General features: G+C 61.6%; 9 protein-coding genes. 8 read left to right on the top strand and 1 reads right to left on the bottom strand.

The genetic code is table 11. From position 1 onward, the window contains the following. The first annotated feature begins 27 nt into the window (after window positions 1-27). From CD175_RS26415 to CD175_RS26455, 6 genes are all read left to right on the top strand, one after another. Window positions 28-1,080 carry a beta-keto acid cleavage family enzyme gene (locus CD175_RS26415; protein WP_007979210.1) on the top strand — a complete coding sequence of 351 codons (1,053 nt, stop codon included), beginning with the start codon at window positions 28-30 and terminating at the stop codon, window positions 1,078-1,080. 92 nt (window positions 1,081-1,172) lie between these two features. Further along, window positions 1,173-2,504, top strand: a complete 1,332-nt coding sequence (locus CD175_RS26420; RefSeq protein ID WP_104451031.1) for an MFS transporter — start codon at window positions 1,173-1,175, stop codon at window positions 2,502-2,504. Next, complete coding sequence (locus CD175_RS26425) at window positions 2,501-3,163, top strand: DsbA family oxidoreductase (RefSeq protein ID WP_104451032.1); 663 nt, start codon at window positions 2,501-2,503, stop codon at window positions 3,161-3,163. Before CD175_RS26420 ends, CD175_RS26425 begins: the two co-directional genes overlap by 4 nt. After that, entirely contained in the window at window positions 3,160-3,486 is a 327-nt protein-coding gene (locus CD175_RS26430) for a Rieske (2Fe-2S) protein (protein WP_104451033.1), read from the top strand. Before CD175_RS26425 ends, CD175_RS26430 begins: the two co-directional genes overlap by 4 nt. Further along, on the top strand, window positions 3,483-4,493 hold the full coding sequence (locus CD175_RS26435) for a YeiH family protein (protein WP_104451034.1): 1,011 nt from the start codon (window positions 3,483-3,485) through the stop codon (window positions 4,491-4,493). The genes CD175_RS26430 and CD175_RS26435 overlap by 4 nt, the downstream gene beginning before the upstream one ends. A gap of 1,722 nt (window positions 4,494-6,215) precedes the next feature. After that, the gene (locus CD175_RS26455) at window positions 6,216-8,933 is read left to right on the top strand and encodes a C2H2-type zinc finger protein (protein ID WP_240629029.1); all 2,718 of its coding nucleotides are present in this window, start codon (window positions 6,216-6,218) and stop codon (window positions 8,931-8,933) included. 50 nt (window positions 8,934-8,983) lie between these two features. On the opposite strand, the gene CD175_RS26460 is transcribed toward CD175_RS26455, so the two are convergent. Continuing rightward, window positions 8,984-10,036, bottom strand: a complete 1,053-nt coding sequence (locus tag CD175_RS26460; protein ID WP_104451039.1) for an AraC family transcriptional regulator — start codon at window positions 10,034-10,036, stop codon at window positions 8,984-8,986. A 354-nt stretch (window positions 10,037-10,390) separates the two neighbouring features. On the opposite strand from CD175_RS26460, the gene CD175_RS26465 reads away from it, so the two are divergent. After that, a complete protein-coding gene (locus tag CD175_RS26465) occupies window positions 10,391-10,957 on the top strand; it encodes an RBBP9/YdeN family alpha/beta hydrolase (RefSeq protein ID WP_015093602.1) in 567 nt (188 codons plus the stop codon). A 123-nt stretch (window positions 10,958-11,080) separates the two neighbouring features. After that, window positions 11,081-13,084 carry a DUF1302 domain-containing protein gene (locus tag CD175_RS26470; protein WP_104451040.1) on the top strand — a complete coding sequence of 668 codons (2,004 nt, stop codon included), beginning with the start codon at window positions 11,081-11,083 and terminating at the stop codon, window positions 13,082-13,084. Window position 13,085: the final 1 nt, after the last annotated feature.

Genomic DNA, 13,085 nt, shown 5'->3' on the forward strand with positions numbered 1-13,085 from the left:
GGACAATCATAAGAACTGGAGTAGACCATGCAATTCTTCGACGATTCGCTGCACCCGGAAAACATGGAAAAGGTAGTCATCACCGTGGCCCCGTACGGCCCGGAGTGGATGCCGGAAGACTTCCCGGAAGACATCCCGCTGACCATGGACGAGCAAGTCCAGAAAGCGGTCGAATGCTATGAAGCCGGCGCCACGGTTCTGCACTTGCACGTGCGTGAACTGGACGGCAAGGGCTCCAAGCGCCTGTCGAAATTCAACGAGCTGATCGCCGGTGTGCGTGAAGCCGTGCCGGACATGATCATCCAGGTCGGCGGTTCGATTTCCTTCGCCCCGGAAAGCGACGGCGAAGCGGCCAAGTGGCTGTCCGACGACACTCGCCACATGCTGGCCGAGCTGACCCCCAAGCCGGATCAGGTCACCGTGGCGATCAACACCACCCAGATGAACATCATGGAGCTGCTGTATCCGGAATACCTGGAAGGCACTTCCCTGGCCAATCCGCTGACTCAGGCTGCCTACAGCGAAATGACCGTACCGGCCGGCCCTGCCTGGGTTGCCGAGCACCTCAAGCGCCTGATGGACAACGGCATCCAGCCGCACTTCCAGTTGACCGGCATGCACGCCATGGAAACCCTCGAGCGCCTGGTGCGCAGAGGCATCTACAAGGGCCCGCTGAACCTGACCTGGATCGGCATCGGTGGCGGCTTCGACGGCCCGAACCCGTTCAACTTCTTCAACTTCATCCACCGCGCGCCGGACGGTTGCACCCTGACCTCCGAATCGTTGCTCAAGAACGTCATGCCATTCAACACCATGTCGATGGCCATGGGCATGCACCCGCGCGTGGGCAATGAAGACACTATCATTGATCACAAGGGCGACCGTTTCGGCTCGGTGGCACAGATCCAGCAGACCGTGCGCATCGCTCATGAACTGGGCCGCGAAATCGCCACCGGCAAAGAAGCCCGCGAGATCTACCGCATCGGCGTGCAGTACGAAACCATCGAAGAAACCCTGTTGGCCAACGGCATGGCCCCCAACCGCAAGGCTGGGCAAAAAGGTGTACCGCAACGCGGTTGACCGAGGGTCGGGGCGAGAGGCCGTGACCTCTCGTCCACCTGACCGTTACACGCTTGATAACAAAAATAAAACAAAGCTCTTGAGGAGGCTGCATGGCCTTTCACCCAATAGCCGCTGACGATGACGACTCCAGCGGAGTCGGCGTTGCGCGCCAATATGCCTGGATCGTCTTTGCCTTGACGTTCGGCCTGTTGATTTCCGATTACATGTCGCGTCAGGTACTGAACGCGGTATTCCCCCTGCTCAAGACTGAGTGGGCGTTGAGCGACGGACAGTTGGGTCTGCTCAGCGGCATCGTCGCCCTGATGGTTGGCCTGCTGACGTTTCCCCTGTCGTTGATGGCCGACCGCTTCGGCCGGGTCAAGAGCCTGGCGCTGATGGCGTTCCTGTGGAGCGTGGCAACCCTGGGTTGCGCGCTGGCGCAGGACTACCAGCAGATGTTCATCGCGCGGTTCATGGTCGGTGTCGGCGAAGCCGCCTACGGCAGCGTGGGCATTGCGGTGGTGATTTCGGTGTTCCCCAAACACATGCGGGCCACCCTGGCCAGTGCCTTCATGGCGGGCGGGATGTTCGGTTCGGTGTTGGGCATGGCGTTGGGTGGTGCGATTGCCGCCAAGCTCGGCTGGCGCTGGTCGTTCGCCGGCATGTCGCTGTTTGGCCTGTTTCTGGCGGTGCTCTATCCGCTCATCGTCAAGGAAGCGCGCATTGCACCACAACGTGCCGCGCAGATTGCGAACAAGACGGCTGCCGCGGTCAAGCGTCCGCTGCGCACGCTCTGGTCCAGCCGTTCGGTGGTGTCGACCTATATCGCCAGCGGCTTGCAGTTGTTCGTCGGCGGCACGGTGATGGTGTGGATTCCCAGCTACCTCAACCGCTACTACGACATGCCCACCGACAAGGCCGGCGGCATGGCGGCGGTCATCGTGTTGTGCAGCGGTGCGGGCATGATCCTGTGCGGCATGCTCAGCGATCGCCTGTGCCGCAACTCGCCGGAGCGCAAGGTCAGCCTGGCCATCGGTTTCTGCCTGGGCAGTTGCCTGCTGTTGTCGGCGGCGTTTGCCTTGCCGGCAGGGCCAGTGCAACTGCTGCTGATCTGCCTGGGCATGGCGATTGCCACCGGCACCACCGGCCCCGCCGGTGCGATGGTTGCCAACCTGACACATTACTCGGTGCACGGTACGGCGTTCGCCACGCTGACCCTGGCCAACAACATGCTGGGGCTGGCACCGGGACCGTTCATCACCGGCCGGGTGTCCGACCTCATCGGTCTGCATGCCGCGTTTCAACTGGTGCCACTGGTCAGCCTCGCGGCGGCGGCGGTGTTCTTTTATGCCAAGTGTCATTACCACAGAGATATTGCCCGGCTTCAGGGTCAGAGCGTGCCTGACCCTGTCGGTGAAGCGGGTTTAGAGGTGAAGTTGTGAGTCGTCGTTTACGTATTGATGTGTTTTTCGATTTTATCTGCCCCTGGTGCCTGATCGGCAAACGCCAACTGGAGCATGCGCAGGTGCAGTTTCGCAGTCGCCACCCGGACGTGCAGATCACCACGGTGTGGCATGGCGTGCAGTTGTTGCCTCAGATACCGGTAGAGGGTGAACCCTTTGCCGATTTCTACCGCAAGCGCCTGGGCAATGCCGACGCCATGACCATGCGCCAGGCCCAGGTGCAGCAGGCTGCCAGTGCGGTTGGCCTGGCCATCGACCTCAGCCGTATCGAGACGATGCCCAACACCGCAGACGCCCATCGCTTGTTCGAGCGTGTCAGCGAACTGGGCAATGCCAGTCAGCGTGAAATGTTGCTCGAACGATTGTTCGCCGCTTATTTCCTGAGACGCGAAAACCTCGGTTGCCGCGAGACCTTGCTGGCCATTGCCCGCTCCTGCGGCGTCGCTCCGGACGGGCTGCTCGATTGCCTGAAGGGCGATGCCACGCCGTTTGAAGGATCTCCCGGCGCGACCAGTGGCGTGCCGAGCTTCAAGTTCGACAACCGCATGACAGTGATCGGTGCACAACCCGCTCAGGCGCTGCTCGGGGCCATGAACGAGGCCCTCAAGGAAAGTGATCGCGAGCGGCAGCCAGCATGACCCGGCGCATTCCCGTGCCGGCCGGCAAACACCCGCAGGCCGGTGGCCGGGCGCTGTTCGAATTCGAGGACAAAAGCCTGGCGTTGTTCAACGTCGACGGGCAGCTGTTTGCCATCGACGACAGCTGCCCGCATCAGGGCGCTTCGCTGTGTGGCGGGCGCCTTGAGGGCCGGGTGATTCAATGCTGCGCCCATGGTCTGCGCTTCGATTTGCACAGCGGTTATTTGCTCAACTCCAGGCAAGTCAAAGTCACCAACTACCCGGTCGAGATCATCGACGGCCAGGCGTTTATCGTCATCGTTTCCGAGGAGGTCGCGCCATGAGCGCCATTGCTCTCACCCGCATCCACAGTCGCACGCGCGAACTGGCACCGGGGTTTATCGTCAGCCTGATCGTGGCGGCCGCCGCGTCGTTCCTGTCCGAGCACTACGGTGCGCCGGTCATGCTGTTCGCCTTGCTGCTGGGCATGGCCCTGAATTTTCTCGCCGATGACGGCCCGTGCAAGGCCGGTATCGAGTTCACCGCCCGCACGGTGCTGCGCATTGGCGTGGCGCTGCTGGGCATGCGCATCACCCTGGAGCAAATGGCCGCGCTGGGCTGGAAGCCGATCGCGCTGGTGGTGATCCTGGTGGTGGTGACCATCAGTGTGTCGGTGGTCGCCGCCAAGGCCCTGGGGTTCCAGCGCCTGTTCGGCATGCTCACCGGCGGCGCGACCGCCATCTGCGGCGCCTCGGCGGCCCTGGCACTGGCAGCGGCGCTGCCGAACCATCCGCAGAAAGAGCGCGCCACACTGTTCACTGTGATCGGCGTCTCGGCGCTGTCGACCCTGGCAATGATCGTCTACCCGATGATCGCCAACTGGTTGCAGTTGTCGCCGCAGGTGGCGGGCGTGTTCCTCGGCGCCACGATCCACGACGTGGCCCAGGTGGTCGGCGCCGGCTACAGCATGTCGACCGAGACCGGCGACACGGCCACGGTGGTCAAGCTGATGCGCGTTGCCATGCTGCTGCCGGTGATCGTCACCGCCGCGATGATCACCCGCATGCAAGGCGCCGACCCGACCGGCAAGCGCCCGCCGTTGTTGCCGTGGTTCGCCGTCGGCTTTCTGATCCTGGCCTGCATCAACAGCACCGGATGGGTAGCGCCTGCGGTGCAAGGCTCGGTCAACGAACTGTCGCGCTGGTGCCTGGTGATTTCCATCAGCGCCCTGGGCATGAAGACCCGCTTGCGCGAGCTGGCGGCGGTCGGGATCAAGCCGATCCTGCTGATGGTGGGGGAGACGGTCTTCCTCGTCGTGCTGGTGTTGCTGCTGCTGCGCTGGGGGCTCTGAACGCGTCATCACCCATACGTTTTATGGCAGGGCCACACGGCGTTGACTCCTCATGCCGTGGGGCTCTCGACCGGTGTCACAAACACCGGTCTTTCGCGGCGACTGTACCAGCAGTCGCCGTTTTTTTATGGGGGCTTTCACAGGTTTGGACGCGGACGCGGTCGCTTGCAGGCGCTGGCTTGCCAGCGATGGTCGTTAACGATACGCGTGTGAACCGGATAAACGCGGCGCACTTGAGTCCATCGCCAGCAGGCTGGCTCCTACAATTTCAGCGTGGGCATGGCCCCTTGTAGGAGCTGGCTTGCCAGCGATGGCCGTCAACGATAACGCGTATAAACCGGATAAACGCGGCGCACTTGAGTCCATCGCCAGCAAGCTGGCTCCTACAGTTACAGCGTGGGCTCGGTCCCTTGTAGGAGCTGGCCTGCCAGCGATGGTCGTTAACGATAACGCGGGTGAGCTGGATGAACGCGGCGCACTGGAGTCCATCGCCAGCAGGCTGGCTCCTACAATTTCAGCGTGGGCTCGGTCCCTTGTAGGGGCTGGCTTGCCAGCGATGGTCGTCAACGATAACGCGGGTGAACTGGATGAACGCGGCGCACTGGAGTCCATCGCCAGCAGGCTGGCTCCTACAGTTTCAGCGTAGGCTCGGTCCTTTGTGGGAGCTGGCCTGCCAGCGATGGTCGTCAACGATAACGTGGGTGAGCTGGATAAACGCGGCGCACTGGAGTCCATCGCCAGCAGGCTGGCTCCTACAATTTCAGCGTGGGCATGGCCCCTTGTAGGAGCTGGCCTGCCAGCGATGGTCGTTAACGATAACGCGGGTGAACTGGATGAACGCGGTGCACTGGAGTCCATCGCCAGCAGGCTGGCTCCTACAATTTCAGCGTGGGCTCGGTCCCTTGTAGGAGCTGGCCTGCCAGCGATGGTCGTTAACGATAACGCGGGTGAACTGGATGAACGCGGTGCACTGGAGTCCATCGCCAGCAGGCTGGCTCCTACAATTTCAGCGTGGGCATGGCCCTTGTGGGAGCTGGCCTGCCAGCGATGGTCGTTAACGATGAAGCGGGTGAGCTGGATGAACGCGGCGCACTGGAGTCCATCGCCAGCAGGCTGGCTCCTACAATTTCAGCGTGGGCATGGCCCTTGTGGGAGCTGGCCTGCCAGCGATGGTCGTTAACGATAACGCGGGTGAACTGGATGAACGCGGTGCACTGGAGTCCATCGCCAGCAGGCTGGCTCCTACAATTTCAGCGTGGGCATGGCCCTTGTGGGAGCTGGCCTGCCAGCGATGGTCGTTAACGATGAAGCGGGTGAGCTGGATAAACGCGGCGCACCGGAGCCCATCGCCAGCAAGCTGGCTCCTACAGTTTCGGTGTGGGCACACCCCTTGTGGGAGCTGGCCTGCCAGCGATGGTCGTTAACGATAACGCGGGTGAACTGGATGAACGCGGCGCACTTGAGTCCATCGCCAGCAAGCTGGCTCCTACAGTTTTAGCGTGGGCAGGGTCCCCTGTGGGAGCTGGCTTGCCAGCGATTGAAGGCGCAGCCGTCGTCGGCGTTGCAGGGTGCGCACGTTCATGCCCTGGCTTCACCTGTAATTTCTGACAGTAGACGCTGGCCGACCGCGAATGCTATCCAGAGTCGATGAACAACCCCTCTGTGCATCACGCCACGCCCACTCTCGCGGTCATGGATCCGCGAGGGCTCGCTGTGCGTGGTGTGACCTACTGGCGCGCGGCGGTCGGACAAACGCCCGAGGCGCGGGTCACGCGGCAGGTGTTCGATGCGGCGGGACATGGGGTCGAACAGTGGGATCCACGGTTGCCGATTCCGGCGATGGGGCACGGTTTCAGCCTGACAGGGACTGTGCTGGCGACGGATAGTGTCGATGCCGGTTGGCGGGTGTTACTGCTGGGGCAGGCCGGTGAAACCCTGAGCCAGTGGGACAGCCGAGGCTCGCGGCAGGACTTTGAATACGACACGTCGCTACGCTCAACGGCAGTGATGGAGCAGGCGCGTGGTGAGGCGGGCCGCGTGGTCGAGCGATTCAAGTATGGCGCCGCCGATATCGAGGTCGGCAATCAATGTGGTCGACTGATTCGCCACGACGATCCGGCCGGCACCCGGCATATGCCCGAGTACGATTTGATGGGGCTGGCGCAAAGTGAAATCAGCCACTTTCTCACTGAGTTGGACACGCCCGATTGGCCGCTGGACGAGTCGGCACGTGATGCATTACTTGACCCTGGGGTGGGGCTGGAGAGCCGCTGGGGCTATGACCCCGCCGGAGATTTGCTGAGCCTTGTCGATGCCAGCGGCCACCGTCGGCGATTCGGTTACACCGTGGCTGGGCAGCTCAAGGAGGGTTGGCTGCAACCGGCGAATAGCCCGGCCCCCGGCCAGTGCCTGGTCCACGACATTCGCTACAACCCGAGCCATCAGGTCGAACGGGAAACCGCCGGCAACGGCGTGGTCACCGAGGCCGAGTTCGCCCCCAGCGACGGCCGCTTGCTGCGATTGGCCGCCGGGTTGCCTGGCGCGTCGCCCGTGCAGGATCTGAGTTACGAAGTCGATGCAGCTGGCAACATCGTGGGCATCAAGGACCACGCATTGCCGGTGCGCTTCTTCAAGAACCAGCGCATAGAGGCGTTGCGCACCTTCGACTATGACAGCCTGGGCCAGCTGATCAGTGCCACGGGTTGGGAGGCCGAGCGATCTTCGGTTTATCCCTTCAGTCAGTATCGAACCGCGACCGATACCAACGCTGTGCTCAATTACCGCGAAGAGTACGAATACGACCCGGCCGGCAACATGACCGAACTGCGGCATCTCGGCGCGCAACCCTTCACCCGGAGCTGGGCCGTTGCCGCGAACAGCAATCGCAGCCTGCTCGAAGATGATCAACCGCCGGATTTCGACAACCACTTCGACCGCAATGGCAACCTGCGCTTCCTGCAGCGTGGCCAAACCATGACCTGGGATTTGCGCAACCAACTGACCAGCGTGTCGCCGGTACAACGGGAGAATGAAGCCGACGACACCGAACGCTACCTCTACGGCGGCGGGGGCAAGCGCCTGCGCAAAGTCCGCACGGCCCTGACCGATGCTCGAACCGTGACCAGCGAAGTGCGCTACCTGCCGGGGCTGGAAATCCACTTTCGCAACGGCACCCCTGCGCATCAGGTGCTTGACCTGGAGGCCGGACGCAATCGGGTGACATGGCTGCAAGGGCCGCATGCGCCGACGTTCGCGTTGCGCTACCACCTGACCGACCATCTGGGCTCCGGCACGCTGGAACTCGACGACCACGCCAACGTGCAGAGCCGCGAAGCCTATTACCCGTTCGGCGGCACGGCGTGGGAGGACCACAGCGACCAGAGCGGCGCCTGGAAAAGCCTTCGTTATTCGGGCAAGGAACGGGATGCGACCGGGTTGTATTACTACGGCTATCGGTATTTTGCGCCGTGGTTGAGTCGCTGGATCAATCCCGATCCGGCTGGGGCGGTGGATGGGTTGAATCTGTATGGGTTTGTGGGTAATTCGCCGTTGAGTTTTACGGACGGTGATGGACGAGGAAAGATGTCTGCCGAAGAGTTTCGAAAAGCTGGTGGAGTGTTCCGTAGCAAAGATGAATTGGCGTCGGATAAACAACAGGTCACGCGGGGTTTGATTGTAGAAGAACTTCAACCAGCCCTCGCTGCCCTAGCATCGTCGGCCATCATCGAAAGTTACGATGTCGATTCCCAAGCGTCTGTGAGTTCCATCGGGTCTGAGGCAGGGTTGTTATCGTTTGCAGGCTTGGCAGGGGATCTAGATGCACCTTCAGGCTTGGAGGAAATAAAGTTGGCTCCACTGACAACGGTCGATCCGTCGTCTTCCATCCCCGGCTCGTCGGGTGCTTCATCCGGAGTGCCAAATCCTCATGTCTGTCTCACCTGCGGCGGGTCTTATTCAAGTAAGGGAAACCTTAAACAGCATCTAAGAAAGCATACCGGCGAGCGGCCCTTTACCTGCGAGATATGTCAGCAATCGTTCAAGCAGTCAGGGGGACTCACCACACATCTGCGAATACATACCGGCGAGCGCTTTCGCTGCAAGGAGCCGGGATGTAAGAAATCGTTCACGCAGTCAGGGAGTCTCACCACACATCTGCGAATACATTCCGGCGAGCGGCCATTTCCCTGCACGGAGCCGGGATGTCCGAAATGGTTCAGGCGTAAAGACCATCTTACAGCACATCAGGGAGCACATACCGGCGAGCGCTTTCCCTGCACGGAGCCGGGATGTCCGAAATCGTTCAAGCACTCACGGGATCTCGCCCGACATCAGGTAGAACATACCGACAAGCGGCCCTTTGACTGCAAGGAGCCGGGATGTAACGAAGCATTTAAGTGGGCATATCAACTTCGCAAGCATCGTCTTCTACATGCCATTTAGTTGCTGCTCAACGGCAAGTGCCATATCGGGATTTCCATTGTTCCGTCGAATCAGGTTTCTTTCGGAACAACCTGCCCCACAGCATCCACCTGCACTTTCGCAGCCCCCTGCTTCTGAGCCCGCCAAGTCGCAGGCGGCATCCCAAACTGACTGATAAACCACCGCGTAAACGAACTCGCCATCGAATACCCAAGCATGTCGGCAATGCGGCTCAGCGAGTAGTTCGGGTTGTCCAGGTAGCGCAGCACCAGATCTCGACGCACGTCGTTGATCACGTCGTTGAAGGCGCAGCCGTCGTCCTTGAGGCGGCGTTGCAGGGTGCGCACGTTCATGCCCTGGCTCTGGGCGACCTGTTCGATGGTGGCGCGTCCCATGGGCAGCAGCAGGTAGATCGCCTTGCGTACTTCGAACAGCATCGAGGTGCCTTCGTGGCCCTGCAGCGAGTCGAGGTAGCTCTGGGCGTAGCGGGCCATGGCCGGGTCGGCGTTGGGGTTGGTCATGTCGAGGCTGATGTCGGGGCAGACGATGCCGTTGAACTCGCTGCCGAACTCCAGTTTGCAACCAAACAACCGGCGGTGCAGGTGCAGGTTGTCCGGTGCCTGGTGCATGAAGTTGACGCTGTAGGGGTGCCAGTGTGAGCCCAGCAGGGCCGAGCACAGCCGGAACATCACGCCGATGGCCAGCTCCGTGGCCTGGCGGCTGGGCATGGGTGTTTCGGTGACCACCTCTTCGCGAATGATCACCATCTTGCCGGCCTCTTCGATGAAGATGGCCAGCGAGTCGTTCATCAGGTGTCGGTAATCCACCACGACCTGCAAGGCATCGCGCAGGGTGCGCTGGTGACTGAGCAGCAGGCTGACCACGCCGAAGTCCGAAAGCTGGCGCGACTCGGCCATGCTCAGGCCGAAGGTCTGGCAACCGCTGGCGGTGGCGGAGTCTTCCAGCAGGCGTACGGCGGCATCGATCTGGATGCGGTGTTCAGGGGCTTGCAGTTGGGCCCTGCTCAGGCCGACAGCGGCCAGCACGTCGCGCGGGTTGAAACCCAGGTACTGGGTGACCTCAAGGTAGTTGGTCAAGACGGCGGCGCGAACAAGCTTGGTCATGCGAGGGCTTCCCTGTGCCGGTGGTGATTGGCGTGAGCGTGGCGACTATATCCAGCGTATCAACAGTTGAACAGTTGTCATGTCGTCGATGGTTTTCATGCTGTGCGCTCACCCATCTTCTACGCTGCATGGAGCCATCAGCGCTCATCCGTTGATTACAGTGACCTTGCGCCAACCTGCGGGGTTTTTAGACCGGCGGTCACGCGTCCGAGTGTCCGACAATTTGTCATCAAAAGAAAAGTGCCTGACGTCCAATGTAAAGCGCTTCGGGTGGGCGCAATTTAATGTCGACCCTACAAAAAGCCCCTGGCGAAAACAGCCAGTCGAGTTATCGAGAAAGCGAAGGTGTTGACCGTGGACAAACTGCAAACTGCCGCCACCGTTCTGATCGTTCCAGGTCTGCGCGAGCACGTGGCCGAACATTGGCAAACGTTGCTGCAAGCCAGGCTGAGCAACGTACGTAGCGTCCCTCCGCTGGAGACCGACAAGCTCGATTGCATGGCTCGCGTGCGGGCCATCCAGCACGAACTCGAACAGATCGACGGGCCGGTGATTCTGGTCGCCCACAGTGCCGGCGTACTGATGGTCGCGCACTGGGCTGCGCACTACAGCCGTCCGATCAAGGGCGCTTTGCTGGCCGCGCCACCGGACCTCGATGCGGTCTGGCCGGCAAATTATCCATCCTCCGAAACCCTGCGTAGCCAGGGCTGGAATCCTCTGCCACAAGGCCCGCTGCCATTTCGCAGCATCGTGGCCGGCAGCACCAACGATCACCTTGCCACGCTGCCTGCGGTCACCCGCATGGCAGAAGGCTGGGGCGCCGAATTGCTCAATCTGGGCGATGTCGGTCACCTCAATCCGGCCGCAGGATTTGGCCACTGGCCGCAAGCCGAAGCACTCATCCTGGAGCTGGACCGCTAGTACAAGGAGCTGGACTGGCAGTACGCCACCGGCATTTGCCCTCATTCCTTAAACGCAAACACGAAGAGGTTTGCGTGAGGGCGGCTGCGCTAAAAACAAATACAAAAAGGCGGAGACAACGCAATGCACAACAACAAGAGTCACGGCTTCACCGCTCCACGCTACACCTTGCTCGCCTCGGCCATTCTCGCGGCAAGCTTACCGGTGGCCCATGGGGCCGAAATCGAGACGGGGAATCCGGACTGGAACGTACGGGTGGATAACACCATCAAGTACAACTATGGCGTGCGTACCGAAAGCGCCGACAAACGCATGTTGGGAACGCCGAACAACAACGACGGCGACTACAACTTCCGCAAGGCCGGCACGAACATCACCAACCGTGTCGACCTGTTGACCGAAATGGACGTGGTCTACAAGAACGCCATGGGTTTTCGCGTCAGCGCCGCCAGCTGGTACGACAAGGCCTATGACAACACCGGCTCCAATTCCAACCCGTTCGTCAACGGCAACGATGCGCGTTCGGGCCTGATTGCCAACGACCCGCGCCTGGCCGGGGTCACCCATGACAACGTCGGCAACGGCAGCCCGCACCTGAGCAACTATGCCCAGCGCTACTACAGCGGTCCGTCGGGCGAAATCCTCGATGCCTTCGTGTTCTACAGCACCGAAGTGGGCGAGGAGTCGATGTTCAGCGCCAAGGCCGGCCAGCACAACGTGTTCTGGGGCGAGACCATTCTCAACCCGGTGCACTCGGTCAGCTATGGCCAGTCCGGCCTCGACCTGGCCAAGCTTGCCGCATCGCCGGGTACCGAGGCCAAGGAACTGTTCGTTCCGCGTAACCAGCTGTCGATGACGTTCACCGTCAATCCCGAGCTGACCGTGGGTGCCCAGTATTTCCTCAATTGGGATGCCGCGCGCTTGCCGGAAGCGGGCACCTATTACGGTGGTTCCGACCTGGTCGGCTTCGGCGCGCAATCGTTCCTGTTGGGCAACACCAACGCCGTGGTACCGGGCAGCCCGCTGGGTTGTGGCCTGGCACCGTGCAACGCCTTGACCAATGTGCGTCGCGGCAAGGACCTGACACCGCATGACAGCGGCGACTGGGGCGTCATGGCCAAGTGGTCGCCGGCGTGGCTGGATGGCACCCTCGGCGTTTACTACCGCGAAACCTCGGAAATCCTGCCGCAAGCCTATCTGGACGCCAGAGGCATTACCTCGGCCAACCCGAACGGCACCCGTCCGGCGGGGCAAGTGCCGGCGGTGATCAACACCCTCAATTCGCTGGACACCGCCACCTATCAACTGGCCTATGCCGACAACATCAAGATCCTTGGCCTGAGCCTGTCCAAGGATGTCGGCGGGATCAGCGTCGGTTCGGACCTTAACGTTCGCCACAACATGCCGCTGGCCAGTATCCCGGCGATCGTCAGTACCCGCAGCCCGCTGGGCCTGGGTCAAGGTCTGGGTCTGCTGCCTGCACGTACGGACGCCACCGGTGTGGTCTACGACACCCCGAGCCGTGGCGACAGCATGAGCGCCACAGGCGACACCCTGCACTGGACACTCAACGGCCTGATGACCCTGCCGAAAACGCCGGTGTTCGATCAGGCCACCGTGCTGGCCGAGCTGTACTACAGCAACCTGCTCAAGCTCGATAGCAAGAACGAGGCGCTCTACAAGGGCAAGGACAGCTATCGCGGCATCGACGCGCCGACCCGTGACAACTGGGGCCTGGCAGTCAACTTCACACCGACCTGGTACCAGGTGTTCCCGGGTGTCGACCTCAACGCACCGATGTCCGTCAACGTCGGTCTCGATGGCGTGTCGCCGGTCTCCGGTGGTGGTGCCAAGGACACCGGCAACTATGCCGTGGGCGTGGGCGCCATTGTCTACAACAAATACTTTGTCGACCTGAAGTACGTGGACTCCTTCGGCCAGACCGACAAGTGCAACGTCAGCGGTGTGAGCACCGGCCCGAACGGCGGCGACGGCTCCACCCCGAACGCCTTCAGCGGCAACGAAAACTACGCCTGCTACGCCGGCGGCTACTCATCCTTCTCCGGTGGTGGTGCCACGACCGAGGACCGTGGTGCCGTGTACCTGACGATGAAAACAACATTCTGAT

The sequence above is a fragment of the Pseudomonas laurylsulfatiphila genome, assembly GCF_002934665.1.
In the GTDB taxonomy this organism is placed as follows: Bacteria; Pseudomonadota; Gammaproteobacteria; order Pseudomonadales; family Pseudomonadaceae; genus Aquipseudomonas; species Aquipseudomonas laurylsulfatiphila.

Coding starts and splice junctions, on each gene's coding strand:
- CD175_RS26415 (WP_007979210.1), top strand. CDS start 28: ATGCAATTCTTCGACGATTCGCTGCACCCGGAAAACATGGAAAAGGTA.
- CD175_RS26420 (WP_104451031.1), top strand. CDS start 1,173: ATGGCCTTTCACCCAATAGCCGCTGACGATGACGACTCCAGCGGAGTC.
- CD175_RS26430 (WP_104451033.1), top strand. CDS start 3,160: ATGACCCGGCGCATTCCCGTGCCGGCCGGCAAACACCCGCAGGCCGGT.
- CD175_RS26435 (WP_104451034.1), top strand. CDS start 3,483: ATGAGCGCCATTGCTCTCACCCGCATCCACAGTCGCACGCGCGAACTG.
- CD175_RS26460 (WP_104451039.1), bottom strand. CDS start 10,036: ATGACCAAGCTTGTTCGCGCCGCCGTCTTGACCAACTACCTTGAGGTC.
- CD175_RS26470 (WP_104451040.1), top strand. CDS start 11,081: ATGCACAACAACAAGAGTCACGGCTTCACCGCTCCACGCTACACCTTG.